At 63.6% G+C, this 23,620-nt stretch carries 27 protein-coding genes; 18 read left to right on the plus strand and 9 right to left on the minus strand.

The genetic code is table 11. The features are described 5' to 3' along the window. Positions 1 to 388: 388 nt before the first annotated feature. From ABID58_RS02150 to ABID58_RS02160, 3 genes are all read left to right on the plus strand, one after another. Positions 389 to 706, plus strand: a complete 318-nt coding sequence (locus ABID58_RS02150; RefSeq protein WP_148750894.1) for a hypothetical protein — start codon at positions 389 to 391, stop codon at positions 704 to 706. A 132-nt stretch (positions 707 to 838) separates the two neighbouring features. Beyond that, complete coding sequence (gene msrA / locus ABID58_RS02155) at positions 839 to 1,495, plus strand: peptide-methionine (S)-S-oxide reductase MsrA (RefSeq protein WP_354031352.1); 657 nt, start codon at positions 839 to 841, stop codon at positions 1,493 to 1,495. A 201-nt stretch (positions 1,496 to 1,696) separates the two neighbouring features. Continuing rightward, a complete protein-coding gene (locus ABID58_RS02160) occupies positions 1,697 to 2,434 on the plus strand; it encodes a polysaccharide biosynthesis/export family protein (protein WP_354031353.1) in 738 nt (245 codons plus the stop codon). Positions 2,435 to 2,550: 116 nt separating this feature from the next. Here the strand turns inward: ABID58_RS02160 and ABID58_RS02165 are convergent, their stop codons facing one another. The 4 genes from ABID58_RS02165 to ABID58_RS02180 all read right to left on the minus strand — a co-directional run bounded on the left by ABID58_RS02165 (position 2,551) and on the right by ABID58_RS02180 (position 5,239). Then, positions 2,551 to 3,033: a hypothetical protein gene (locus ABID58_RS02165; protein WP_354031354.1), complete on the minus strand. Its 483-nt coding sequence runs from the start codon at positions 3,031 to 3,033 to the stop codon at positions 2,551 to 2,553. 218 nt (positions 3,034 to 3,251) lie between these two features. Beyond that, on the minus strand, positions 3,252 to 3,923 hold the full coding sequence (locus ABID58_RS02170) for a dienelactone hydrolase family protein (protein ID WP_354031355.1): 672 nt from the start codon (positions 3,921 to 3,923) through the stop codon (positions 3,252 to 3,254). A gap of 183 nt (positions 3,924 to 4,106) precedes the next feature. Then, positions 4,107 to 4,451, minus strand: coding sequence for a hypothetical protein (locus tag ABID58_RS02175; RefSeq protein WP_148750890.1), 345 nt, complete (start codon positions 4,449 to 4,451; stop codon positions 4,107 to 4,109). 23 nt (positions 4,452 to 4,474) lie between these two features. Further along, entirely contained in the window at positions 4,475 to 5,239 is a 765-nt protein-coding gene (locus ABID58_RS02180; RefSeq protein WP_354031356.1) for an alpha/beta fold hydrolase, read from the minus strand. 516 nt (positions 5,240 to 5,755) lie between these two features. Here ABID58_RS02180 and ABID58_RS02185 point away from each other — a divergent pair. Together ABID58_RS02185 and ABID58_RS02190 are read left to right on the plus strand one after the other, a co-directional pair. Next, positions 5,756 to 6,247, plus strand: a complete 492-nt coding sequence (locus tag ABID58_RS02185; protein ID WP_092231998.1) for a (2Fe-2S)-binding protein — start codon at positions 5,756 to 5,758, stop codon at positions 6,245 to 6,247. Continuing rightward, positions 6,244 to 8,529 (plus strand): xanthine dehydrogenase family protein molybdopterin-binding subunit, encoded by a 2,286-nt coding sequence (locus ABID58_RS02190; protein ID WP_354031357.1) that lies wholly within the window; start codon positions 6,244 to 6,246, stop codon positions 8,527 to 8,529. The genes ABID58_RS02185 and ABID58_RS02190 overlap by 4 nt, the downstream gene beginning before the upstream one ends. 149 nt (positions 8,530 to 8,678) lie before the next feature. Here the strand turns inward: ABID58_RS02190 and ABID58_RS02195 are convergent, their stop codons facing one another. Further along, positions 8,679 to 9,779 (minus strand): Fic family protein, encoded by a 1,101-nt coding sequence (locus tag ABID58_RS02195; RefSeq protein WP_354031668.1) that lies wholly within the window; start codon positions 9,777 to 9,779, stop codon positions 8,679 to 8,681. A 263-nt stretch (positions 9,780 to 10,042) separates the two neighbouring features. On the opposite strand from ABID58_RS02195, the gene ABID58_RS02200 reads away from it, so the two are divergent. Further along, the gene (locus ABID58_RS02200) at positions 10,043 to 11,137 is read left to right on the plus strand and encodes an HD-GYP domain-containing protein (protein WP_148754265.1); all 1,095 of its coding nucleotides are present in this window, start codon (positions 10,043 to 10,045) and stop codon (positions 11,135 to 11,137) included. Positions 11,138 to 11,149: 12 nt separating this feature from the next. On the opposite strand, the gene ABID58_RS02205 is transcribed toward ABID58_RS02200, so the two are convergent. Beyond that, positions 11,150 to 11,560, minus strand: a complete 411-nt coding sequence (locus ABID58_RS02205; protein WP_148754266.1) for a VOC family protein — start codon at positions 11,558 to 11,560, stop codon at positions 11,150 to 11,152. 108 nt (positions 11,561 to 11,668) lie between these two features. Here ABID58_RS02205 and ABID58_RS02210 point away from each other — a divergent pair, with 108 nt between their 5' ends. From ABID58_RS02210 to ABID58_RS02225, 4 genes are all read left to right on the plus strand, one after another. After that, positions 11,669 to 12,643, plus strand: a complete 975-nt coding sequence (locus ABID58_RS02210) for a Bug family tripartite tricarboxylate transporter substrate binding protein (protein WP_354031358.1) — start codon at positions 11,669 to 11,671, stop codon at positions 12,641 to 12,643. A 103-nt stretch (positions 12,644 to 12,746) separates the two neighbouring features. Beyond that, positions 12,747 to 13,199 carry an ArsR/SmtB family transcription factor gene (locus ABID58_RS02215; protein WP_354031359.1) on the plus strand — a complete coding sequence of 151 codons (453 nt, stop codon included), beginning with the start codon at positions 12,747 to 12,749 and terminating at the stop codon, positions 13,197 to 13,199. Continuing rightward, complete coding sequence (locus ABID58_RS02220) at positions 13,199 to 13,543, plus strand: SRPBCC family protein (RefSeq protein ID WP_354031360.1); 345 nt, start codon at positions 13,199 to 13,201, stop codon at positions 13,541 to 13,543. The genes ABID58_RS02215 and ABID58_RS02220 overlap by 1 nt, the downstream gene beginning before the upstream one ends. Positions 13,544 to 13,559: 16 nt before the next feature. Further along, positions 13,560 to 14,294 (plus strand): DUF899 domain-containing protein, encoded by a 735-nt coding sequence (locus ABID58_RS02225; protein ID WP_354031361.1) that lies wholly within the window; start codon positions 13,560 to 13,562, stop codon positions 14,292 to 14,294. A 172-nt stretch (positions 14,295 to 14,466) separates the two neighbouring features. On the opposite strand, the gene ABID58_RS02230 is transcribed toward ABID58_RS02225, so the two are convergent. Continuing rightward, entirely contained in the window at positions 14,467 to 15,723 is a 1,257-nt protein-coding gene (locus ABID58_RS02230; RefSeq protein WP_354031362.1) for a S1C family serine protease, read from the minus strand. A gap of 199 nt (positions 15,724 to 15,922) precedes the next feature. Between ABID58_RS02230 and ABID58_RS02235 the strand changes: the two genes are divergently transcribed. The 4 genes from ABID58_RS02235 to ABID58_RS02250 all read left to right on the plus strand — a co-directional run bounded on the left by ABID58_RS02235 (position 15,923) and on the right by ABID58_RS02250 (position 18,236). After that, entirely contained in the window at positions 15,923 to 16,540 is a 618-nt protein-coding gene (locus ABID58_RS02235; protein WP_354031363.1) for a hypothetical protein, read from the plus strand. Continuing rightward, complete coding sequence (locus ABID58_RS02240) at positions 16,527 to 16,901, plus strand: transcriptional regulator (RefSeq protein WP_187435214.1); 375 nt, start codon at positions 16,527 to 16,529, stop codon at positions 16,899 to 16,901. The genes ABID58_RS02235 and ABID58_RS02240 overlap by 14 nt, the downstream gene beginning before the upstream one ends. A 31-nt stretch (positions 16,902 to 16,932) precedes the next feature. Beyond that, on the plus strand, positions 16,933 to 17,673 hold the full coding sequence (locus ABID58_RS02245) for a di-trans,poly-cis-decaprenylcistransferase (protein ID WP_354031364.1): 741 nt from the start codon (positions 16,933 to 16,935) through the stop codon (positions 17,671 to 17,673). A gap of 77 nt (positions 17,674 to 17,750) precedes the next feature. Beyond that, a complete protein-coding gene (locus tag ABID58_RS02250; RefSeq protein ID WP_148754274.1) occupies positions 17,751 to 18,236 on the plus strand; it encodes a Crp/Fnr family transcriptional regulator in 486 nt (161 codons plus the stop codon). Here the strand turns inward: ABID58_RS02250 and ABID58_RS02255 are convergent. Further along, positions 18,175 to 19,002, minus strand: coding sequence for a metallophosphoesterase family protein (locus ABID58_RS02255; RefSeq protein WP_354031365.1), 828 nt, complete (start codon positions 19,000 to 19,002; stop codon positions 18,175 to 18,177). The two genes, ABID58_RS02250 and ABID58_RS02255, sit on opposite strands and share 62 nt — an antisense overlap. A gap of 211 nt (positions 19,003 to 19,213) precedes the next feature. On the opposite strand from ABID58_RS02255, the gene ABID58_RS02260 reads away from it, so the two are divergent. After that, a complete protein-coding gene (locus ABID58_RS02260) occupies positions 19,214 to 19,903 on the plus strand; it encodes a DNA-3-methyladenine glycosylase I (RefSeq protein WP_148754276.1) in 690 nt (229 codons plus the stop codon). Between the two features lie 212 nt (positions 19,904 to 20,115). After that, positions 20,116 to 20,409 carry a hypothetical protein gene (locus tag ABID58_RS02265; RefSeq protein ID WP_148754277.1) on the plus strand — a complete coding sequence of 98 codons (294 nt, stop codon included), beginning with the start codon at positions 20,116 to 20,118 and terminating at the stop codon, positions 20,407 to 20,409. Positions 20,410 to 20,515: 106 nt separating this feature from the next. Here ABID58_RS02265 and ABID58_RS02270 read toward each other — a convergent pair whose 3' ends face one another. After that, entirely contained in the window at positions 20,516 to 21,079 is a 564-nt protein-coding gene (locus ABID58_RS02270) for a hypothetical protein (protein ID WP_354031366.1), read from the minus strand. Positions 21,080 to 21,350: 271 nt separating this feature from the next. Here ABID58_RS02270 and ABID58_RS02275 point away from each other — a divergent pair, with 271 nt between their 5' ends. After that, the gene (locus ABID58_RS02275; RefSeq protein ID WP_354031367.1) at positions 21,351 to 22,421 is read left to right on the plus strand and encodes an AraC family transcriptional regulator; all 1,071 of its coding nucleotides are present in this window, start codon (positions 21,351 to 21,353) and stop codon (positions 22,419 to 22,421) included. 127 nt (positions 22,422 to 22,548) lie between these two features. Continuing rightward, complete coding sequence (locus tag ABID58_RS02280; RefSeq protein WP_354031368.1) at positions 22,549 to 23,451, plus strand: sterol desaturase family protein; 903 nt, start codon at positions 22,549 to 22,551, stop codon at positions 23,449 to 23,451. Positions 23,452 to 23,620 lie beyond the last annotated feature (169 nt).

Here is a 23,620-nt window from a genome sequence, read left to right on the forward strand (position 1 = left end):
GTACCGGTCGCGTCTTGGTCGGGTAGCGCCGGCAGCTTGACCGCGGAATCGACGCTCGGATTTAAGGTGTTCGGTTGCTGGGCCGTTCCCGGAGCATGAGCGATAGGCCTTGCGGCCATCTCTGAGGCTCAAAAGAGCCTGCAACTGCTCAAAGAACAGCGGCGGCAGGATTGCGCCCACCGCCAGTTGGCGCCCTTATAGAGGGGGTCTTTGGCACCGTCAACGCTTTAGGGGGCTGGAAAGGCAGGCTCCTGGCACGCCAAAGGGGACCGTAACGCCCTGATGAGGTTGAATTTCTGCCGCCTCCCGGCTATTGGCTGACGGCGTTTCGTCAGCGTTTCTTCAACGTTCTTGGGGTCGTCCGATCGGGTGACCATAGAGGGTGAGCATGATCCGCGGCTTTTTCCGACTGATTGGCTTGTTGCTGCTGGCCGGCGGGTTCTTCTTCATGGTCTATGACGGCGCCCGCTGGGTGGCCGACCAGACCCTGCGCTTCACCCGATTCGGCCAGTTCTGGAACGATATCAACCAGGCCAGCCAGTCCGCCGTCCGGACCTGGGTCGAGGCCAAGGCGCCCTGGCTCTGGACCTCGGTGATCCGCCTGGTGCTGGACCAGCCGGTGTTCGCCGTCCTCGGCATTCTCGGCATTCTGCTGATGATCCTGTTCCGGCCGCGGAAACCCTTGATCGGCTATTCCAGGGACTGAGCTTTCGCGCATGCGGTGCCGTAACAAGGCTGCGCCTTTGCGCGTAAAGACCTATATCCCCACTCGATCGCGAGCACGCCGCCTGAGCACCTGGCTCAGGCGTGCGACAGCTTGTTTCCCGGAGATCCGATCATGCTGTTCATGCGCAAGACCACCGCACTGCCGAGCGCAGCTGACGCGCTGCCCGGCCGCGCGCAACCGATTCCGACCGCGACCACTCATTTCGTCAACGGTGCGAAGCTCGCGCCGCCCTATCCCGCAGGTCTCGAGCAGGCCGTGTTCGGGCTCGGCTGCTTCTGGGGCGCCGAGCGCAAATTCTGGGAGCTCGGCGACGGCATCCATGCGACTGCCGTCGGCTATGCCGGCGGTCACACGCCGAACCCGACCTATGAAGAGACCTGCTCGGGGCGCACCGGCCACACCGAAGTGGTGCTGGTCGTGTTCGATCCGAAGAAGATCTCCTACGAGACTCTCCTGAAGACGTTCTGGGAGAACCACAACCCGACGCAGGGCATGCGCCAAGGCAACGATTTCGGTACGCAGTACAGAAGCGCGATCTACACGACCTCCGACGCGCAGCAGCAAGCGGCCTTGGAGTCCAAGGCGCTCTATCAGAAGGCGCTCGCTGCAAAGGGTCTCGGGCCGATCACCACCGAGATCGCGCCGGCCGGCGAATTCTATTTCGCCGAGGACTATCATCAGCAATATCTGGCGAAGAATCCCGCCGGCTATTGCGGCCTCGGCGGCACCGGCGTGTCATGCCCCATCGGTGTTGGTGTGAGCGCCTGATCGAAACCCAAACTCTCGTCATGGCCGGGCTTGTCCCGGCCATCCACGATCTTTCGTGCAGCACCAAGAACGTGGATGCCCGGGACAAGCCCGGGCATGACGGAGTGTACGGTTCGCATCTTCGGCCAAAGACCCCCTCAACCTTTTATTAACCATAACCGGTGCATCACTGGAGCTGTCTCGTTCCGAGGGATGGCTCCGGTGCCGGTTGCACGCGCGTTTCGATGGTCGATCCTGGCAGCGTCCGCCGCGCTGGCCCTGGGCGGCTGCATGCAGACCGCCGGTCCTGTCGCATACGTGCAGTCCCGTCCCGATCTCGACGCCATGGCCTACGGCCAGCCCTATAGCGCACGGCAGCCGGTCGTCGCCGACAACGGCGGCGGCGCCATTGCCGCGCTCAGCAATTCCTTTGCGTCAGGTCCTGCCCCCGTGCCGGTCGCCTATGCGGCGCCGATGGGGGCAGCACCCATGCGCTACGACGCCTCCTATCACCTCGATGCCGGCGACAAGCTGCGCGTCGTGATCTATGGCCAGGAAGGTCTCACCAACAGCTACGCCATCGACGCCGGCGGCTCCATCACCATGCCGCTGATCGGCGCGGTGCCGGCGCGTGGCCGCACCACCGCAGGGCTCGCCGGTGAAATCGCCGCGCGTCTGCGCAACGGCTACATCCGCGAGCCGTCGGTCGCCGTGGAGATCGAGTCCTACCGCCCGTTCTTCATCCTCGGCGAAGTCGCAGCGCCCGGCCAATATCCTTACGTGCCCAACATGACGGTCGAAAGCGCAGTGGCGATCGCCGGCGGTTTCTCGCCGCGCGCCAAGCGTGACGTGGTGACCGTCACCCACACCGAGGGCGGCGGCGCCATGCGCGCCGTCGTGCCGCTCGGCACGCCCGTCAGCCCGGGCGATACCGTGTTCGTCGCCGAGCGCTGGTTCTAGCTCGCTGTCATTCCGGGGCGCGACGAAGTCGCGAGCCCGGAATCCATTTCCGCCATCAACTCCGACGCGCGATGGATTCCGGGCTCGCGCTACGCGCGCCCCGGAATGACGGAGCTTCACCTCCGAAAATCAAGCCGTCCGTTCGGAAAGCACCCATCAATCCGCGAGGCATCGACCACGAGCCCGACCCATGGCCGCATGATCGCGGGATTGGTCAGGTTGATGTACTTCCCGATCAGGCCATTGCCGCTCTCTCGCGCAGCATCGATCAGCCCGTGCCGCCGGCCGTTGTCCCAATCGAACCGCAGGTAAATCCGCTCGCCTACGACGCGGGCCTCCGCGCGGCCCTGCTTCCATTGATCCGGCGTATCGCCGGCGATGGTCGGGTCGGCGCCGCCGTTCCAGCGGCTCGCCCAGGCGCCTTCGAGCGGGTCGGAGAGCGTCGGAATGGATGCCCAATGCGCCGCATTGCCATCGGCGGCATCGCCGGCCAGCGTAGCGGCTATGGCATAGTGCATGACTTCGGAATCGCTGGGCTCCGGCACATCCATGGTGCCGAACGGGTTGCGGATGACGAGATTCGTGTTGGCCTGCTGCATGACGCTCTCCCGGCGTGAACTGGCGTGATCAGCCAGCTCTATCGCTGTGCGTCGTGATGCAGCCACCCGATTCCTGCTTCCTCCTCGTCATTCCGGGGCGCGACGAAGTCGCGAGCTATGATGCGCAATTGCGCATCAGAGAATCCATCGCGCCACCAACTCCGCCGTCCGATGGATTCCGGGCCTGCGCCTGTCGGCGCATCCCGGAATGACAGCGGCTATTTCAAATGCTTGGCGAAGAATTCCATGCTCCGCGGCCAGGCGATCTCGGAGCTGGCCTTGTCGTAGCTCGGCCGCTCGTCGCAATGGAAGCCGTGTTGGGCATTCGGATAGATGAAGACCTCGACCTCAGGCCGTTTCGCCTTGACCGTCTCGACGTCGGTCAAGGGAATGCTGTGGTCCTTCTCGCCGAAATGCAGCTGCGTCGGCACCTTCGGTTTCTCATCCGCAAAGCGCACGACGGCACCGCCGTAATAGCCGATCGCGGCCTTCACGCCGGTGAGCCGAGTCGCTGCGACAAAGGCGATGCTGCCGCCGAGGCAGAAGCCGATGATGCCGACCGGGCCGACGCTCTTCACCGCATCGATCGCGGCTTGCGTGTCGCGCAGCATCGCGTCCCAATCGGGATTGGCAACGAATTTTCGCGCCTCCGCGATTTCATCGGGCGTATAGCCCGACTGGAAGCCCGGCGACGTCCGGTCGAAGATCGACGGCGCGATCGCGACATAGCCTTCGCCTGCGAGGCGATCGCAGACCGAGCGGATGTGATGATTGACGCCAAAAATCTCCTGGATCACCACCACCGCGCCCTTCGGCGCGCCTGCGGGATCGGCGCGATAGGCGCCCAGCTTGAAATTGTCCGACGCCGTCAGCTTGATGTCTTGTCCCACGCGGGTTGTCCTTCTTGCTTGTCGATCCGAAATCAGTGCTCTCTCCCCTCATCCTGAGGAGCGCGCTCTTCGCGCGCGTCTCGAAGGATAGAGGCCGAGCTGTAGCAGCGGGGGCCTTTCATCCTTCGAGACGCTTGCTTCGCAAGCTCCTCAGGATGAGGGGAGGCAGTGGCGCAGCCGCGCCTATTCCCACATCCAGTTCTCGCCGTAATCCTCCTTCCATCCTGCCAGCCGTCCATGACGGAACTGCAGGAACAGCCGGTGGCGGTGGTACGGCACCAATCCACTGCCGCCGATGTCGCGCAGCGCAAGATAGATCTCGTTGCCGGGGCGCCCCTTGACGTATTGCAAGGGCTGCCCGAGCACGTGCGCGGTCTGGCCCGCATCCATCCCGAACGCCAGCGGTGTGTTGTTCGACAAGGTGTCGACGAAGGGATGGCGCAGCGGGACCGTGCCGAACGGCTCGGCCTGCACCGACGCTGCCATTGAAAGAAGCGCTGCGCCCGCAGCCAGGATTGCCCGCTTCATTGCCGTGATCCCTCGATGATCGCCTATCCCGGCAAGTTCTTCAGGAAAGGCGCCACGGCGTCAACAAAAGCCTTGGGCTGATCGATGTTGACGGCGTGCCCGGCCGCGGGGATCACGATTTTTTGTGCGCCGGGGATTTTTGCCGCCATGTAATCGGACGCCGCCAGGAATGGCGCGTCGTCGGCACCGACCACGATCAGCGATGGCACCTTGATATCAGGCAGCAGCTCCATCACCTTGGCGTCGCGCTGGGTCAGCATGCCGCGCGCGGCGAGCGCCAGTCCCTTGGCGTTGCGATGGCTGGCGGTGGCGCGCTCGCGGGTGGCCGCTTTCAGCACGTCGAGACCTTCGCGGCCGAGCTTGTCGGCGGTGGCGAGCGCACGCGCATTCCAGGCCTCGCGCGCGTCGTCCTTCTTGAAGCCCGGGCCGGTATCGACGATCAACAGCGCTTGCGTGCGCATTGGATGAGCGCGGTAAAACGCGAGCGACATGTAGCCGCCGAGCGACAGCCCGCCGATGATGGCGCGCCTGGCGCCGACCGCATCGAGGATCGCCGCCATGTCGCCGACGGTGAGAGCTTCGCTATAGGCGTTGGGGTCATCGGGATAATCGGACTGGCCGTGGCCGCGCATGTCCCACAGCACGAGCTTATGGTGCTTCGCAAGCGCATCGACCTGGCCGTGCCACATCGCCGAGGTCGAGGAATAGCCGTGGGTGAGCAGCAGCGGCGGCCCGTCGCCGTGCACTTCATAATAGATCCCGACGCCGTCCCGATCGATCCTTGGCATTGTTTCCGCCTTTGTTTTTTTATTTATCCGCGACACGGATGCACCCTCTCCCCTTGTGGGCCCCTTGTGGGAGAGGGTGGCTCGCCGCAAAGCGGCGAGACGGGTGAGGGGTATCTCTCCGCGAGTGAAGCTCGCAGTGAGTTCGCGGATAGATACCCCTCATCCGGGGCTGCGCGCCACCTTCTCCCACAAGGGGAGAAGGAATGTCCGCATCGGCGATCTCACTTCATCATACTTCATACTCTAGCCCGCGAGGTTACTCGGAGGAAACTGCCTCGTCGCGATGGCATCCATGCTTGGCGCACCTTCAATTGTGTCCAGTCGCTAGCGTCAGCGCTGTTGTCGCATCGCACAACAAGCGGATGCCGCGATAGTTTCGACTGATTCCAAATTGCATTTGCCTCCGCGAGAGAACGCGATCATTCTTGCGGGCAAGGCGGCCGCCGACCCGGTGGGTGTCCGCTACACAAGTTGCCGCCGTAAGCGGCTTCATTGCACCGGCAGGGGAAGACGCCTATGCCAACGCTCACCATCAACGGGCGGAGCATGTCCGTGGATGCGGCAAACGACACGCCGCTCCTTTGGGCCATCCGCGAACAATTGCAGATGACCGGAACGAAATTCGGCTGCGGTGCCGGCCTGTGCGGTGCCTGCACCGTGCATGTCAACGGCGAAGCCGTGCGCTCGTGCCAGACCATGGTCGGCGACGTCGCCGGCAAGAAGATCACCACCATCGAAGGTCTTTCCGCCAAGGGCGATCATCCCCTGCAGAAGGCGTGGATTGCCGAGCAGGTGCCGCAATGCGGCTACTGCCAGTCCGGGCAGATCATGCAGGCAGCCTCGCTGCTGGCGAAGAATGCCAATCCGACCAAGGAAGAGGTCGTGGCCCACATGGATGGCAACCTCTGCCGTTGCATGACCTATTCGCGGATTCAGAAAGCAATCATGCGCGCCGCCACCGAGATGCGCACTGCATCCGCCGCCGGCAACGAGCGGAGGCCCACATGAACCATCACGTGAAAAAAATCACCCCCGAGACATCAGATCTTAGCCGTCGCACCTTCCTGGTCGGCACCGCCGCCACCGGCCTCGTGCTCGGCTATGCCGGCGTGCCCGGCGTCGGCGAAGCACTCGCTGCGGCTCCCGCCAATTTCGAGCCGAGCGTCTGGTACGCGATCGCGCCCGATGGCCTGGTCACCGTAACCTGCGGCAAGGCAGACATGGGCCAGCACATCGCCTCCACCATGGCGCAGATCGTCTGCGAGGAGCTGGGCGCGAAGTGGAGCGACATGCGGGTCAACCTCGCCTCCAACGATCCAAAATTCAACGACCCGGTCCTCGGTGCACAGATCACCGGCGGCAGCTGGTCGACCATGATGAATTTCGACGCGATGAGCCGGGCGGGTGCTGCCGGACGCATGGCGTTGACCGAAGGTGCGGCCGCCGCGATGGGCGTACCGTCAGGCGAGCTCGCAGTGCGCGACTCCATGATCGTGCATGCGAAGTCGAAGAAGCAGATGTCGTTCGCCGATGTCGTGAAGAGCGGCAAGGCGACCAAGACCTTCACGCCCGACGAGCTGAAGGCGATCAAGCTGAAGGCGCCGGAACAGTACACCATGATCGGCGTGTCGGTGCCGCAGATCGACATTCCCTCCAAGACCAACGGCACGGCCAAGTACGGCATCGACGTGATGATTCCCGGCATGGTCTATGGCGCAGTGGTGACGCCGCCGGTGCGCTACGGCGCTACCGTGAAGGCGGTCGACGACTCCGCTGCGAAGAAGGTGCCGGGCTTCATCAAGGCCGTCACCCTCGACGACAAGACCCAGACCACGACCGGCTGGGTGGTTGCGGTCGCCAACACCTACGCCAACGCCAAGAAGGCGGCGGCGGCGCTGAAGGTCAGCTATGACGGCGGCCCGAATGCGAAGGTATCGAGTGAGTCGCTGCTCGATGAAGCCAAGCGGCTTCAGAAGCTCGATGATTCCGGCCAGTTCTTCGTCAAGGACGGCGATCCCGCGGCTGCTCTCGGAACAGCGGCCAAGGTGCTGGAGGCGGAATACACCACCAGCATCAATATCCACGCGCCGATGGAGCCGATGAACGCCACCGCGGAGTTCAAGGGCGACATCCTGCACATCTATTCCGGCAACCAGTTCGCGACGCGCTCCGGCGCGATTGCGGCCGGTGCTGCCGGGATCGATCCGAAGTTCGTGGTGATGCACCAGATGTGGCTCGGCGGCGGTTTCGGCCGCAGGCTCGACGCCGACATGATGGTGCCGGCAGTGCAGGCGGCCAAGGCCGTGGGCAAGCCGGTGAAGGTGATCTACACGCGCGAGAACGACATGACGATGGATTTCTCGCGTCCGCTCACCTACCAGAAAGTGAAGGCCGGCGTCGACGGCGACGGCAAGCTCGTCGCACTCAGCCACGACGTGGTCTCGGCCTGGCCGACGCAGCGCTGGGGCATCCCCGACTTCCTGTCGCCCTCGGTCGACAAGAAGGGGCCGCTCGATGCGTTCACGGTGAACGGGTCGGACTTCTTCTACACGGTGCCCAACCATCACGTGCGGGCGATCAAGAACGAGATGGCGCACAGCGCCACTCCGTCGGGTCAGCTCCGTTCGGTGGCGCCGGGCTGGACCTTCTGGGCGGTCGAAAGCATGATCGACGAGATCGCGGCCGCGGCCGGCAAGGATCCGGCGCAATACCGCATCTCGCTGCTCGATGGCGCCGGCAACAACGACGGCGGCGCGCAGCGGCTGCGCAACACGCTGCTGGCCGCGATGGGCCTTGCCGGCTACGGCACCAAGAAACTCCCCAAGGGAGAAGGCATGGGCGTCGCCTGCGTGTCGTCGCAGGAACGTGCGACCGCAAGCTGGACCGCTTGCGTCGCGCATGTCGCAGTGGCGCCGTCGGGCGAAGTGACCGTGAAGAAGCTCACGGTCGCGACCGATGTCGGCACGCAGGTGCATCCCGACAACATCCGTGCCCAGGTCGAGGGCGCGGCGCTGTGGGGCCTGTCGCTGGCGCTGTACGAGAAGGCGACGCTGAAGGACGGTGGCATCGAGCAGACCAATTTCGATGGCTACACGCCCTTGCGCATGAGCCAGATGCCGGAGGTCGCGGTCGCCGTGATCGCCAACGGCGAGAAAGCCACCGGCGTCGGCGAGCCCGCGGTGACTGTGGTGGCGCCTGCCATCGGCAACGCCATCTTCAACGCCTCCGGCGCCCGTGTCCGAGCGCTGCCGATCACGGCCGAGGCCGTGAAGGGAGCGATGAAGGCGTAAGGCTGCGCTTGATCGTGACGTCTGATGATCCGCCGGGGGGAAGCCTCCGGCGGATTTTCGTTTGGGATTTTCTGGAGATCGTCATGCCCGGGCCAAGAACGTGGATGGCCGGGACAAGCCCGGCCATGACAATGTGGAAGCACTGCGCTCTACGGCACCAGCGAATAGCTCGTGCTGCGGCCACCGGCGGCGTCCTTCTGAAGGATGCCCTTCTCGATCAGGTCTTCGATGTCGCGGGCAGCGGTCGCTTGCGAGACTTTGACGATTCGAGCCCATTTCGAAGAGGTGAGCTTGCCCTCAAACCCATCGAGCAGGCGGTTCAACATCAGCCGCTGGCGATCATTGAGGGAACGCGCGCGATGGCGCTCCCAGAATCTTGCCTTGTGCAGCACGTTTCCGATGATGGTCTCGGCGCCGTCGAAAGCGCGATCGAGACAGTCGAGGAACCATTGTAGCCAATTGGTGATGTCGAGCGTTCCTCGCTGGGTTCTTTCGAGGATGTCGTAGTAGGCGTTGCGCTCTTTGCGGATTTGAGACGACATGCTGTAGAAGCGCTGCGTACTCTGTTCCGAACGCGCGAGGACGAGATCGGTTATCACGCGCGCAATGCGGCCGTTGCAGTCCTCGAACGGGTGAACGGTCACAAACCAGAGATGCGCAGCCGCGGCCTTGATGACTGGATCTGAGTCCCGGTCGGCGTTGAACCAATCGAGGAATGCGCTCATTTCATTCTCGAGCCAGTTGGCAGCGGGTGCTTCGAAATGAACGTGCTCGTGGCCGACTGGCCCGGAGACGACCTGCATGGCGCCTGACTGTTCGGCACGCCACCCGCCAACGACAATTTTCAACATCCCGCTTCGACCCGTCGGGAACAGGGCGGCGTGCCAGCCGAATAACCGTTCGGCGGTGATGGGCTGATCGAATTTCTGGGTGGCGTCGAGCGTCATATCGACGACGCCCTCGACGTTTCGCTCGACAGGCGTGAGCGCGCCAATATCGATGCCGAGCCGGCGGGCGATCGACGACCGGACCTGATTGCGATCGAGAATCTCACCTTCGATCTCGCTTGATTTGACGACATCTTCAGTGAGTGTCTGGAGCGAGGCTTCTGCCTTCAAGGCGAAGCCGAGACTGTCCATCCGGCCAAGCAGGCGGCCCTGCTTGTGACGTACCTGGGCCAGCCGCGCCGCCAGCCGGTCTGCGCTCCACTGAAACGCCGGCCAGTCGGCTCTATCGTGGATATAGACCATATTCTCAGCACCCAATGATGAGAATATAGGGTCTATTCTCGTCATAGTCCAGCTATTCTCGTCATTTTTCGATGAGAATGGCGTCAAGTGTCTACTGTGCATGGGGTTGTTTTTCGCGGTTTTTGCTGGGCCGCCGCGGAACCCGAAACCTGTAAAATTGCGTGCAATTGCGGCAGGTTCCGTTGAGCACGCCTCTTAAGGGCCGGAGAACCTGATCCGGCTTAGGCTGACGCCAAATACACTCCCGTGCCTTTGGGGAAGCCATGAACGCGCCAGCCAAATCCGCCGCCAAACGCCGGCTTCTGCTCGCCTCCGACCGGAGCGATGCGAGCACCGAGCTCGCCAGCATCCTGAAGGCGGTCGGCGATGTCTCGACGGTGACGACGCAGGACATCCCTGAACAGCCGTCGCGCGATCTCTCCGGCCTCGTGGTCGATATCAACCTGCGCGCGCCCGAGAGCGTGCAGCGGGTGCGCAACAAGCTGCGCGGCGATGCCTACCGCGCGATGCCGCGGCTGTTCGTGCTGGCTGACGCGCTTCATCACGGCACCATGCAGGCCTGGGCGCTGGGCGCCACCGACACCATCTCGCGTCCGCTTCAGCCCGAGGACATTTTGCAGCGCATCCGCGCCGCGTTTCCCGACACCGCGACCTATGACGCGACCGATCGCGGCAAGACGCTCAACCGCGGCGTCGAAGCGGCGCATGCGGTGCTGAAGAAGATGTTCGAGAAGCTGCCGCTTGGTATTCCCCTGACGTTCGACGACATCATCGCGGCCGAGAGCAAGATCCTGAAGGCGATCAAGCATTCCTCGCTGCGCGAATGGCTCACCACCGTCGGCTGCCACCATGTCGGCAGCTATCGCCACTGCCTGTTCGTCACCGGCTTTGCGGTTTCCTTCGCGCAGCATCTCGGCATGCGCGAGGACGACCAGCGCCGGCTGACCCGTGCCGCCCTGCTGCACGATGTCGGCAAGGCCTTCGTTGCCTCCAATCTGCTCGACAAGCCCGGCAAGCTCACCGACGAGGAGATGGCCGAGGTCCGCCAGCATCCGCGCCGCGGCTATGACGCGCTCGCAGCCCAGGGCGGCTTCCCGCCGGAGATGCTGGATGTCGTGCTGCATCACCACGAATTCCTCGATGGCAGCGGCTATCCAAACGCTCTGTCGTCGAACCAGATCAGCGACATCGTGCGTCTGACGACCATCGTCGACATCTATGCAGCCCTGGTGGAGAAGCGGGCCTACCGCATGCCCTTCACGCACTCGCGTGCCTTCACGATGATGGAAGGCATGGGCGGCAAGCTGGATCAGCAACTGTTGCAGGCGTTCCGCCCCGTGGCGCTGGGGTCGTTCTGATCCGGCGCCGTGCTAGTCCTCGTAGGATGAAATCTCGATCAGGCTGCCATCCGGATCCCGGCAATAGACCGAGCGCAGCGTGCCGCGGGCGCCTTGCCTCGGGCCCGGGCCTTGCTCGATCGCGACGCCATGCGCCTGCAAATGCGCTACCACCTCGTCGGGCGTCGCCGAGGTGAGGAAGCACAGATCCTCGCTGCCGGCGGTCTGGTGGTTGGCGGTGAACCACTCCACCTTGTCGGCGTCGCGCGGCCGGACGTTGATCTTCTGTTGACCAAATTGAAGCGAGGTCCGCGGCGCTTTGCCGCCGCCGGGGTCGAACACCTTGACTTCCATGCCGAGAATCTTGCGATACCACTCGGTGGTAATTGCGACGTCGGCGACGTTGATCACGAGATGATCGAGGGCTTCGACCTTGATCGGCATGCCTTATCCTTTCGTCGCCATGAACGTTGCGCACTTTCCGCGCGTGGCGGGCTTTGTTACAACGCCGCTGACGCCACGATCAAGAACAACACTGGGAGAACCCTTGAGATGATCACTCGCCGTTCCGCGCTCGGCCTGCTCGCCGCCACCCCGCTTGCAGCCAGCCCGCTATCGAAGGCCTTCGCCGCGGATTATCCGTCCCGGCCGGTGAAGTTCGTGGTCGGCTATCCGCCGGGCGGCGCCACCGACATCCTGGCGCGCTTGATCGGCCAGCGGCTCTCGGAGCGGCTCGGCCAGCAATTCGTGATCGAGAACAAGCCGGGCGCCGGCAACAATATCGGCACCGAATCGGTCGTGAACGCCGAGCCCGACGGCTATACCGTCTTGCTGGTCAATCCGGCGAACTACATCAACGCCACGCTCTACGCCAATCTCAAGTTCAACTTCGTCCGCGACGTCGCGCCGATCACCGCGTTCCAGCGCGTGCCGAACGTGATGACCGTCAACAAGGACGTGCCGGCCACGACCGTCGCCGAGTTCATCGAGTATGTGAAGGCCAACCCCGGCAAGGTGAACATGGCCTCCTCCGGCAACGGCACCTCCGTGCATCTGTCCGGCGAAATGTTCATGGCGATGACCGGCTGCAAGATGCAGCACGTGCCCTATCGCGGCGCTGCGCCTGCGATCACCGACATGCTCGGCGGCCAGGTGCAGGTGATCTTCGACAACATGCCCTCGATCATCCAGCACATCCGCTCCGGCTCGCTTCGCGCGCTCGGCGTCACCACGGCGCAGCGCTCGCCGCAGCTGCCGGACGTGCCCGCGATCGGCGAGACCGTGAAGGACTACGAGGCGAGCGCGTTGTTCGGCATGGGTGCGCCGAAGAACATGCCGAAGGACATGATCGCCAAGCTCAACAACGAGATCAACACGCTCATGAAGGAGCCCGACATGACCAAGCGGCTGGTCGAGCTCGGCGGCGATCCGCTGGTGCTGACGCCGGAGGCGTTCGGCCAGGAGATCGAGGCCGAGACCGCGAAGTGGAAGAAGGTCGTCGAGTTCGCCGGCCTCAAGGTCGAGTAGCGGTCTTGTGAATGATAGTACATGAAGCCCCGCCGCAAGGCGGGGCTTTTTTCCTGCGTGGTTCCCGCTTGACGGGGTGGCTGTTGCGTCTATACTAAACCTTATGGTTAAGTATAAGGACGAGAGGCTCGATCGTACCTTTGCGGCGCTGTCCGATCCGACACGGCGCGCGCTGCTCGCGCGTCTCGGCGAAAAGGAAAGCCTGTCGGTGAGCGAGCTGGCGGCGCCGTTCTCGATCTCGCTCCCGGCGATCATGAAGCATCTCGACGTGCTTACGGATGCGGGCCTGATTGTACGCGAGAAGGCCGGACGCACGGTCTCCTGCCGGCTTACCGCGCAGCCGATGGAGCAGGCGATGAACTGGCTCAATCGCTACGCGCAATTCTGGTCCGAGAGCTTCGACCGCCTTGCCGCATTTGTGGAGGACAAACCATGGTCAGTGCAGCCGCCAACGCCGCCGAACGCGCAACCGAAGGTCCAAGCCTCACGCTCACGCGCCGGCTCCGCGCGCGGCCGGAAAAGGTCTTCGCCGCCTGGACGCAAGCCGAGCAGTTAGTGCAATGGTTCGGGCCGCCGAACATGAAGCCGGCGACGCTGAATGCCGAGCTCGATGTTCGCTCCGGTGGCCGCTACCGCATCTCCTTCACCCGCGAGGACGGCGAATATTTCGAGGCGGGCGGCCTCTATCGCGAGGTTGTGCCGAACGAGCGGCTGGTCTTCACCTGGGCCTGGCATTCGACGCCGGAACGCGAATCGCTGGTGACGATCACGCTGAAGCCGGACAGTGCCGGGACGCTGATGATTTTTCATCACGCCCAGTTCTTCGACGAAACCGCGCGCGACAATCACCAGCGTGGCTGGAACTCGTTCTTCGACAAGCTCGACACCTTCGTCGCCTGACCGCAAGGAGGACATCATGCAGCAACATCAGATCGTCTCGCGCGAGCAATGGGTCGCCGCCCGCAAAGCCCATCTGGCGCACGAGAAGGAGTTGAGCCGGGCCCGCGAACGCCTTGCCGAGGAGCGCCGCGCATTGCCCTGGGTAAAGGTCGACAAGAGCTATGTATTCGATGGTCCGAGCGGCAAGGTCACGCTCGGCGATCTCTTCAAGGGTCGTCCGCAGCTCGTGGTGCAGCACGTGATGTTCGCGCCCGACTGGGACGCCGCCTGCAAGAGCTGCTCTTTCTGGGCCGATGGTTTCGAGCGCATGGTGCCGCATCTGGCGGCGCGCGACACCACCATGGTCGCGATCTCGCTGGCGTCAGTCGAAAAGCTCGAGGCGTTCAAGAAGCGCATGGGCTGGAGCTTTGAGTGGGTGTCCTCAGGCCACAACGACTTTAACTATGATTACGAGGTCTCGTTCACGCGCGAGCAGATCGACCATGGCGCCCCGAAATACAATTTCGGCACCACGCCGTTCTATGGGCCCGAGCTGCCCGGCATCAGCGTGTTCTATCGCAACGAGGCCGGCTCGATCTTTCACACCTATTCCTGCTTCGCCCGCGGCCTCGACATGATGAACGCGGCCTATCAATATCTCGACCTCACCCCGCTCGGCCGTCACGAGGAGGGTCTGCCCTATCCGATGGACTGGGTCCGCCTGCACGACCAGTACGAGCCGCAGGCGAAGGGCGCGTGCTGCCACGGGTGATTTGATGGGCACGTTGTGCACGCATCAACGGCGTCATCGCCCGGCTTGACCGGGCGATCCAGTAGTCCGAAACAGGAGTGCTTGAATCGGTAGGTCGCGGCGTACTGGATTCCCCGCCTTCGCGGGGAACGACAGCGGTGGGTAAGGTGGCAACTTGCCTTTGATCCGCTTCTTACTTCTTCGCGTCGGCCTGCTCGGTCCCTTTACACGAGATCAGCATCGTGTAGGCGCGGGCGTTGCCGGCGATGTCGGTGGTCTTGAGCTCGCCCTTCGGCTCGGCCGTCTGGTACGGTACAACCGAGTTGTCGAGGAAGTCGCGCAACGCGCCGGTCTTGATGGCGAAGTTGATGTTCTCGGGAATGTTGCCGGTGGCCGCTGCGATGCGCAATCCGGGGAGCTTTCCCGTGACCACGCCCACGATCTGACCGCTATTGTCGAACAGCGGGCCGCCGCTATTGCCGGGCTGCACCGGTGCGCTGATTTGCAGGAAGCGCGTGTCGTTGAGCATGCCGCTGAGCGAGCTCACGATCCCGGTCGTCACGGTGAAGTCCGACGTGAGCAAGCCATGATAGGGAAAGCCGATCGCGACGACGGAATCGCCGGAGTGGAACGAGCGATCGCGGATCCGGGCGAAGTCCTTGAATGCCACGGCCGATGACGGCTGCAACAAAGCCAGATCGTTGTTCGCATCGCTCGACACGACTCGCAACACCATCGCGGGTTCGCCAGTGAGATTCCCCTTGAGTTCGCTGCAACCGTCGATCACGTGGTTGTTGGTGACGATATGCCCGCTGGCGCTGACCACGAAGCCGGTGCCAAAGCCGGAGCTACTCTTGGCTCCTTTGCCGGGCTTGCTGGCAGGCGGTGCGCCTTGCTTGTCCGCCGCGGCTGCCGGCTTCGCGGCACCCTTGGTGAAATCGCCGGCCTTGTCGAGCCCGTCGGCTTTCACCTTGGTCACGCAATTAGCCAATGCGGCGATCACCGGTCCGGTCGAGGTCAGATCGAAATTCAGAACGGAGCGGCCGGCTGTCGCCACCATCAGGCTCGCCTTCTGAAACGTACGCACAACATTGAGCGGCATGATGGCCGTGAGCATGTTGGGCTGATACGCCGTGGCGAACAGCCTGGCTTGCTCCTGCCCATCAAATGTCACGTCGATCGCGGCGTTCTCGCCCTTGTTGAAGCGGTAGCCGGGACTCGCAAAGGCGAGCGACCATGTGCCGGCGGCATTTTGGCTCACGACGAGGATGACGCCGCTCGCATAAGGCGTTGTCGCCGCACAATGGGAGAAGGCGCCCGTTTGATCGTTGCTGAAGGCACCGCCGATCCAGTTGCCGACATTGACCGAGCCGAACGGTCCGGCCGCATTTGCTGCTCCGGCAAGGCTCAGCTGCAAAAGAGAGGTAACGACAAACGACCTAAGCAACATAACTTCCCCCGGGACGGCGTTTGGGTCCATCTTATCCGCGCGGGCAGGCGTTGCGCAACCGGCAGTTGTCCGGCCGGTCCATGCCTCCTGCTTGCGACATTCCGGCTTGCCTTTGCTTTGTAGCGCGGTATACTTTGCGATACAAAGTGACCGGGGCGATTCCGGCCGCAAGGGGTGGAGCGGAGTTTTGGCGTTGCCGATGCGCGATCTCGACAAGGCGCTGGCGGACATCGTGGCGATTCGCAGCCAGATTGCGGCTGGGACGGCGTTCCGCGGTTATGGTCCGGCGACGATGGCTGCGACTGGCGCGATCGCGCTTGCCACCGCGATCCTGCAATTCTGGCTGCTCGGCGATCCCACCGGCGAGCCGCTCGGCTTCTTTCTCGGCTGGTTCGTTGCGGCTATGCTGTCGGGGGCGATGATCTGGATCGAGATGCGCGCGCGCTCGCACCGTCATCATTCGGGCCTCGCCGACGCCATGATTCATCAGGCGGTCGAGCAGTTCTTGCCCGCGGCCGTCGCCGGCGTCCTGCTCGCGGTGGTGATGTGGAAGTTCGCAGCCGAGACGCTGTGGCTCCTGCCGGGACTGTGGCAGATCCTGGTCTCGCTCGGCATTTTCGCCTCCATCCGCTCGCTGCCGCGCAGCGTGGCGTTCGCCGGGGCCTGGTACTTCATCTCGGGCTTTGCGGTGGTGGTGCTGGCGAGCCGGACCCACATGCTGTCGCCATGGACCATGGGACTGCCTTTCGTGATCGGCCAGTCGGTGATGGCGGCCATTCTGTATGTCGCGTCCGGAGAGAATGATGTCGAAGACTGACAGCGCGCCGTTCTCCTATGAAGGGCTCGACCGTGTGATCCACGAGAAGGCGAGGCTCGGGCTTCTGACCTCGCTGATGGCGTACCCGAAGGGGCTTGCCTTCGCCGATCTCAAGCAGCTCTGCGGCCTCACCGACGGCAATCTCAGCCGGCACCTCGCCGTGCTCCAGGAGGCCGGTCTGGTCGAGGTGACCAAGGGCTATGAGGGCAATCGCCCGCACACCACCTGCCGTCTGACCAGGACCGGCCGCCGCCGCTTCCTCGACTATCTCGCCGTGCTCGAGCGGCTGGTGCGCGATGCTGCCAGGGCCGCCGGCCGCGAGGCACCGCCGCTTGGCCGCCTCGGCATTCTTCCGACCTGATCGCTCCCCTTTTTTGACTGGAGGCTTTGCGATGCAAAGTGACGTCACGCCCCCTAACGAGAAGCTTCATGTCGGCATCATCATGGATGGCAACGGACGATGGGCGACGCGGCGCGGCCTGTCGCGCATGCGCGGTCACGAGGCCGGCGTCGAGACGATCCGCCGCATCGTCGAGGCCGCGCCGAAGCAGGGCATCGGCACGCTGACGCTGTATGCGTTCTCGACCGACAATTGGCGCCGGCCGAAGGCCGAGGTCGCCGCGCTGATGACGCTGCTGCGCTTCTATCTCGCCAATGAGGTGCAGAGCCTGGTGAAGAACGGCGTGCGGCTCAACGTGATCGGCCGTCGCGACCGATTGCCGGACGGCATCGCCACCGCCATCGCGCGCGCGGAGGCCGCCACTGCCCACGCCACCACGCTGCATCTGCGCATCGCCGTCGACTATTCCGCGCGCGACGCCATCCTGAACGCTGCGGCGAAGGCGGCCGCGCTGACCAGCCTCACCCGCGAAGCCTTCTCGCAACTGGTGACCGGCGAGGCCGGCTTGCGCGACGTCGATCTCATCATCCGCACGTCGGGTGAAAAGCGACTATCGGACTTCCTGCTCTGGGAAGGCGCCTATGCCGAGCTGCATTTCACCGAGCGGATGTGGCCGGAATTCGATGCAGGCGATCTTGCCGCGGCGCTCGCCTCCTTCCATGGCCGCGAGCGTCGCTTCGGCGGCCTCCAGGCCATTATGCCGGAGGAGGTGCCTTCACTCTCGCGGGCGTGACGCGCGGCACGCTCAAAAACCGCTGCATCTCCCTGCAGATCGTGCTCTACTGTCTCTAAGGACGGGAGTTTGCGGCGATGCGCGCGGTTCTGGATTATTGCACCGGTGGAACTGAGCGGCAGATTGCGGCCGGCACGCATCTGGTGACCGAAGGCGGCGCCTCCGGCCATCTCTATGTGCTGATGAGCGGCAAGCTCGAGGTGCTCAAGGGCGAGATGGTGGTCGCCACCATTGCCGAGCCCGGTGCGGTGCTGGGCGAGATGTCCGTGTTGCTGGGGCTGCCGCACACGGCGACTGTGCGGGCTTGCGCCGACACCGTCGTCTACGAGTTCGAGGACGCTGCCTCGCTCCTCAAGCGGGAGCCGGAGGTCACGCTGTTGATCGCGCGCATGCTGGCGCAGCGGCTCAATGCCGCCAACACCTATCTCGCCGATCTCAAGCGGCAATATGCCGGTCACGGCACGCATCTCGCCATGGTCGGCGAGGTGCTGCAGAGCATGATCAACCTGCCGCCGCTCGAGGTCTCGCCAGGCTCGGATCGGCAATCCGACCCAAGGATGTAAGCCAGTCAGGTGGATTCTCGATCGTGGCGGCCGGTCGCTTTAACGGCGCGCCGAGATCAATCCACTGCGCCTCGCCCGCCGCCAGCCAGAACGCCCTGTTCTCATCCAGGTCCAGCACGATATGCGTCGGCGGTCGTCCCGGTTGCAGGCCGGCATTGAACACCCACGTCTGGCCCAGCCGGTCGAACCACGAGCCGTCCGTGATGAAGGGGGATTGATGCACATGGCCCGAGATCACCATCGACGGCTGATACTGCATGGCCCACTGCACCAGCTCGACGTCGCCGAAGAACCGCTTGCCGCCCCAACTGGTCGGCGAATTGGCCGGCGGCGCGTGATGCGCCCATATCCACCGCCGCGGACGGTTGAGCGAGGCGGCGCGCAGCTGGTCGACGATGCGCTGCTTGACCAGCGGTCCGTCCCACCACGGGCACACTGTGAACAGCGTGTCGCCGATGGCGAGATTGTCGCCGTCGCAAGCGATACCCAGCTCGCGCACCTCCGAGATCCAGCGCGAGATCTTCTCGCCCTCGGCGTTGCGTTCGTCGAGGTCGTGATTGCCGGAGCAGAGAATCACCCTGGTCTGCGCCGCGATCAGCGCAAGGTACTTCTTCACCACCACGATCTGGGCGCGGAAATCCACCGTCGATCCGATGTCCAGCGCGTCGCCAGCGAAGATCACAAGGTCGAATTGCGGCGCCGCGCTGACGAGCCAATCGAGCTGCGGCAACGAGTAGTGCAGGTCGGCCACGACCAGGCAGCGCATTGAGAATCCGTCGGAGAGAGTGTGAAAATGTCTGCGAATTCCAAACTGTTATAAAGCAAGAAGCGGACCAGCACGGCCGCCTGGTTCTGCCAATCTGGCAGGAAGGAAGCATGCTGTGACGCGCGGGAGCGCGCAAGTGCCGGTGCGTCGCAGGACTGGACCGGATCGTCGAATTCTGGTGTCGTGGCGCGCCTTCAACGCGAGTGATCGCATGACCTCCTTCAAGACCATTCGTGCCCGTGCCGAGAAGCGCAAAGGCGGGCCCAAGGCGCTCGACAGTCTGATGCCTGACAAGCCCGACCTGAAGGGGCTCGCAAAACTTGGCGACGATCGCATCCTCGCGGAGATGACCAGGCGGGTGTTTTGCGCGGGCTTCGCCTGGAGCGTGATCGATGCGAAGTGGGGCGGCTTTGAAGATGCCTTCCTGCGCTTCCAGCCGGCCAAGCTCAGCTTCCAGCCCGAAGATTACTGGGAAGCCCTGCTGCGCGATGCGCGGATCGTGCGCAATGGCGCCAAGATCATGTCGGTGCGCGACAACGCCGCCTTCGTGCAGGAGATCGCGAAGGAGCATGGCAGCTTCGGCAAGTTTCTGGCGAAATGGCCGCCGTCCAACGAGATCGGCCTGCTCGATCTCCTGACCAAGCGCGGCTCGAGGCTCGGCGGCAACACCGGCCAGATGCTGCTGCGCTTCGTCGGCTGGGACGGATTCGTCACCTCGAAGGATGTCGTCGCCTGCCTGCGCGATGCCGGCCTCGACATCGCCGAAGAGGTCAAGTCGAAGGGCGATCTCGCCAAGGTGCAGGCGCAGTTCAACGCCTGGGCGGAGGAGACGGGGCTGCCCTACATACATCTGTCACGCATCTGCGCGCTCTCGGTCGGCGAAAACCGGAGCGAGCACTAGCGCTCATCGATCAGATCGTGGACATCGTGTGGCGATCTCGCGCCGTCGGCGCGGCAGATGCAACATGCGATCACGAAATTCATTTCGCTGGAACATTTGTGAGCAGCACCCGTTCGGAGTTTGAGCCAGGCGACACAGGCGCAGGGAACACGCGCTCCGGCCAAACCTTGGTTCAAGCCATGAAACCCGACATGACAGAAACGGAGCAGCTCATGAAGCTCACATCCGACCAGGTGAAGCAGACCGTCAACCAGCTCGGCGCCCAGGTGCTGCCCGACGAGCATCCCGCCATGCCCCAGCTGAACAGCATGTTCGGGGAACATACCTTCTTCGTCGACGAGATGGGATTGAAAGTCCTCGAGCCGACGCCATCGCTCGGCGCGGAGCGCGAGACCGGTGAAGTCGTCAGCCTCGCCGACTGGAGCGATGCGGATTTGACGCGCCTGATGGCGCACGAGCCCGAGCCGACCGGCGTGATCGTGGTGTTCGAGCATGTCAGGCACTGAGACCGCGAGGACGAGGGCCGCGTATGGCCCCCGTCCGGATCGCAGCTGAGCCACCCTTTGGGATGCCGAAGGATGGCCGGATCAGACGCGTGTTGCGTCGCCGATATCAGATCCGGTCGTTGAGAAGGACATTGGACAGCGAGGGGTCGGAGGGATTGGACGTGCCGTTCGATCCCGACCCGCTGTAGGTCGAATCCGCGAGCGAGGCTTTCAGCGAATCCAGGAATTTCTCGAGCAGATCCGCCGTCGAATTGCCACTCGACGAAGTGTTCGTGCCGCTGGACGAGCTGTCGGTGCCGCCGACAGGAGGCGGCGCGTTGAACGGTGGCGGTCCGCCCGCTCCACCTGGTCCGTGCGCGAACGCAGACTTGAAGATACCTTGCAGCTCGGTGGCCTGCTGGTCGGTGAGCTTGCCGGACGACACCTCCTGCTGAATCAGACTATCGATCCTCGACTTGATGCCGTCAGGTCCGCTGCCGCTGCCGGGTTGATCGCTTGTCCCGTCCGATTGCAGGGAGGAGTCGATATCGTCGAGCGCGGAGGACAGCGCCGACTGATCGGATGCACTGATCGTGCCGGAACTGACTTCCGATTGCAGCTCGTCTTGCAGTCGCTGCAGGGGCGATATGTGTTGGTGGTGATGTGTGGAGAGCGCCGAAATCGAGGTCATGGTTGCTATCCGTGCTTTTGGTGAGCTCGGGTCGATATTGCCCAAGTCGCATCCAGTCCTGGGTTCGCAGGTTCACCTTGGCGGTTGGATTTGCCCGGTCGGGCGGTGGTAGACACGGGAGCTGGCGCGGAGCCGTTGGAGCCGCAATCCGCCGGTTGCTCAATGTTTCCGTTGAACGATTGGAAATATTTGGAAACAAGATAGATGAGTTTGATACGATACTCTTCCCGTCCTTTTCCCAAAGACGCTCTCATTCGGACCGCTGAATCGCATGTCGACCCTGGAAGCCGCATTGCGAGGAGGAGCGGTCGTCATTCTTCTTTTTCGCGTGGCGATTGCCGCGCGCGATGCACCGCGCAATCCCGTCAGCCGCTATTCCGCACTGCTGAATTTGAGCATCGCGGCCTATGTCGTCGAATCGGCATCCGGCTTCGGTGCGCTGGCTCTGCTTCTGCGCATTCCGGTGCATCTCGTCAGCGGCGGCATACCGGCCGCATTCTGGATTGCAGTGAGCGCCATCTTCGTCGATGAATTTCGCCTGCGCTGGTACCATTCGCTCGGCGCGCTCGCATTGATGGGCCTCGCATGGATCGACATGTCCAGGCATCCGATGTCCGTCGATGTAGCGCGCACCGCTCTGTCCGTGTCGCTTCTGCTGCTGGGCATCTGGCATGTGCTGTCTGGGCGCGCGGCCGATCTGGTGGAGAAGCGGCGACGGCTGCGCGTCTGGTATGCCGTCGTCACCGTGCTCTATGCCCTGTTCATTATTGCATCGGACTGGCTCTGGCCCGGCGGCCTGTCCGTGTCATCGCTCAGTCTCGCCAACGCGGCCGGCTTGACGGCGGTGATATTCCTGTTCGCCGTGCTGGGCACGCTGGCCTCGACTGAACCACCGCTGGTGCCCGCGCCTGCGCTGGCGAGCCAGCCGACCGTGATTTCGCGTGATCCACCGGCAGCAGTGCCGGCAACCGAACCCGATGCAGCCGAACTCGCGGCGCTGCGCCGCCTGCTCGACCGCGACAAGGTCTTTCGCGAGCCGGACCTGAGCATCGCAACATTGTCACGGAAGCTCGAGATCCCGGAATACCGGCTGCGCCATCTGATCAACCGGCAGCTCGGCCATCGCAATTTCAGCGCCTTCGTCAACGGCTATCGTCTGGCTGAGGTCGAGGCCGCGCTGAGCGATCCCACGCAAGCCGCAGTGCCGATCCTGACCATTGCGCTCGACGCCGGCTTCGGCTCGATCGGGCCCTTCAATCGCGCCTTCAAGTCGCATACCGGCCTGACGCCGTCCGAGTATCGGCGGGCTCGTGCCGGCGGTGTGGCAGGGGCCGAAATCTAGCCGTTTCCTGATTTGACGGGCTCTTTGCAGGAATCGGCCAGTCTTCGTTCAGGAATCGGCGCGCCGCGGCGCTTCCCCCGTGCAACTCATGCCCTGCAGGCGATGCGTCTGCGGATGCGAGGTTGCGATGAAGCCATTGATTTCCGTTCTGCAGTTTTCCCTTCCCGCCGTGATCGTGATCGCGACGCTGGAGGGGCTCGTCCTGGCCCTGGTGATGCGCCGTGACTACAATTGGCGTGCCTATTGCGCCTCGCTGGTCGATGCGCTCGGCCGGCAATATCTCGTCTACACGCTGCTGCCGCTCAGCATCGCGCAGCCGCTGGTCGATCTGGCCTGGAGCCACCGGCTGTTCACCATCCCGCTCAACAGCGTGCTGTCGGTGGTCGTGCTCGTGATCGCCCAGGATTTCAGCTACTACTGGTTCCATCGCGCCAGCCACCGGGTTCGCTGGTTCTGGGCGACGCACGCGATCCACCATTCCTCGAACGAGTTCAATCTCGCGGCGTCCTACCGCTTCGGCTGGACCGGGAGGCTGACCGGTGCCGCAATCTTCTACGTGCCGATGATCTGGCTCGGCTTCGCACCGGGACCGGTGTTCATCGCAGCCGGCATCAATCTGCTCTACCAGTTCTGGCTGCACGCGGAGTGGATCCCGAAACTCGGCTGGCTGGAATATGTGCTCAACACGCCTTCGCATCATCGCGTGCACCATGCTTGCAACGCGGAGTATCTCGATCGCAACTACGGCGGCATCTTCATCGTGTTCGACCGGATGTTCGGCACCTTCGTCGCCGAACGCGACGACCTGCCGTGCAATTACGGCCTGGTGAAGCCGCTGCGCTCCAACAATCCGGTCGTCATCGCGTTTCACGAATGGGCGGCGCTCGCGCGCGATCTCTGGCGATCGCCGACCTGGCGGGGCCGGTTCGCCTGCCTGATCGGCCCGCCGGGTGACGATCCGGTGACGCCGGTGGTCACGACGCCGGCCGGGCGCAATGCCGGTCAGAACGTCGACGTTGCGGTGGGATGAAGTGGCGCACCATTCAGAACAAAACCGCGAACCCATATACAGTTGAAATTGCTTGTGATTTTTTCACGCCCGGGGATGCGGCGGCCATCGGCGCCGACGTCGGCCTCACGCGCTGCGGTAGGGAATTTTCAGCACGCCTCACGACAGCGTGCGCCTTTCGCTCCGGGAT

The organism is Bradyrhizobium sp. S3.2.6 (genome assembly GCF_040546885.1).
GTDB lineage: Bacteria > Pseudomonadota > Alphaproteobacteria > Rhizobiales > Xanthobacteraceae > Bradyrhizobium > Bradyrhizobium cytisi.

Coding starts and splice junctions, on each gene's coding strand:
- ABID58_RS02235 (WP_354031363.1), top strand. CDS start 15,923: ATGCGCGATCTCGACAAGGCGCTGGCGGACATCGTGGCGATTCGCAGC.
- ABID58_RS02215 (WP_354031359.1), top strand. CDS start 12,747: ATGGTTAAGTATAAGGACGAGAGGCTCGATCGTACCTTTGCGGCGCTG.
- ABID58_RS02275 (WP_354031367.1), top strand. CDS start 21,351: ATGTCGACCCTGGAAGCCGCATTGCGAGGAGGAGCGGTCGTCATTCTT.
- ABID58_RS02190 (WP_354031357.1), top strand. CDS start 6,244: ATGAACCATCACGTGAAAAAAATCACCCCCGAGACATCAGATCTTAGC.
- ABID58_RS02250 (WP_148754274.1), top strand. CDS start 17,751: ATGCGCGCGGTTCTGGATTATTGCACCGGTGGAACTGAGCGGCAGATT.
- ABID58_RS02165 (WP_354031354.1), bottom strand. CDS start 3,033: ATGCAGCAGGCCAACACGAATCTCGTCATCCGCAACCCGTTCGGCACC.
- ABID58_RS02195 (WP_354031668.1), bottom strand. CDS start 9,779: ATGGTCTATATCCACGATAGAGCCGACTGGCCGGCGTTTCAGTGGAGC.
- ABID58_RS02210 (WP_354031358.1), top strand. CDS start 11,669: ATGATCACTCGCCGTTCCGCGCTCGGCCTGCTCGCCGCCACCCCGCTT.
- ABID58_RS02260 (WP_148754276.1), top strand. CDS start 19,214: ATGACCTCCTTCAAGACCATTCGTGCCCGTGCCGAGAAGCGCAAAGGC.
- ABID58_RS02205 (WP_148754266.1), bottom strand. CDS start 11,560: ATGCCGATCAAGGTCGAAGCCCTCGATCATCTCGTGATCAACGTCGCC.
- ABID58_RS02150 (WP_148750894.1), top strand. CDS start 389: ATGATCCGCGGCTTTTTCCGACTGATTGGCTTGTTGCTGCTGGCCGGC.
- ABID58_RS02225 (WP_354031361.1), top strand. CDS start 13,560: ATGCAGCAACATCAGATCGTCTCGCGCGAGCAATGGGTCGCCGCCCGC.
- ABID58_RS02180 (WP_354031356.1), bottom strand. CDS start 5,239: ATGCCAAGGATCGATCGGGACGGCGTCGGGATCTATTATGAAGTGCAC.
- ABID58_RS02230 (WP_354031362.1), bottom strand. CDS start 15,723: ATGTTGCTTAGGTCGTTTGTCGTTACCTCTCTTTTGCAGCTGAGCCTT.
- ABID58_RS02255 (WP_354031365.1), bottom strand. CDS start 19,002: ATGCGCTGCCTGGTCGTGGCCGACCTGCACTACTCGTTGCCGCAGCTC.
- ABID58_RS02270 (WP_354031366.1), bottom strand. CDS start 21,079: ATGACCTCGATTTCGGCGCTCTCCACACATCACCACCAACACATATCG.
- ABID58_RS02200 (WP_148754265.1), top strand. CDS start 10,043: ATGAACGCGCCAGCCAAATCCGCCGCCAAACGCCGGCTTCTGCTCGCC.
- ABID58_RS02245 (WP_354031364.1), top strand. CDS start 16,933: ATGCAAAGTGACGTCACGCCCCCTAACGAGAAGCTTCATGTCGGCATC.
- ABID58_RS02240 (WP_187435214.1), top strand. CDS start 16,527: ATGTCGAAGACTGACAGCGCGCCGTTCTCCTATGAAGGGCTCGACCGT.
- ABID58_RS02265 (WP_148754277.1), top strand. CDS start 20,116: ATGAAGCTCACATCCGACCAGGTGAAGCAGACCGTCAACCAGCTCGGC.
- ABID58_RS02175 (WP_148750890.1), bottom strand. CDS start 4,451: ATGAAGCGGGCAATCCTGGCTGCGGGCGCAGCGCTTCTTTCAATGGCA.
- ABID58_RS02280 (WP_354031368.1), top strand. CDS start 22,549: ATGAAGCCATTGATTTCCGTTCTGCAGTTTTCCCTTCCCGCCGTGATC.
- msrA (WP_354031352.1), top strand. CDS start 839: ATGCTGTTCATGCGCAAGACCACCGCACTGCCGAGCGCAGCTGACGCG.
- ABID58_RS02185 (WP_092231998.1), top strand. CDS start 5,756: ATGCCAACGCTCACCATCAACGGGCGGAGCATGTCCGTGGATGCGGCA.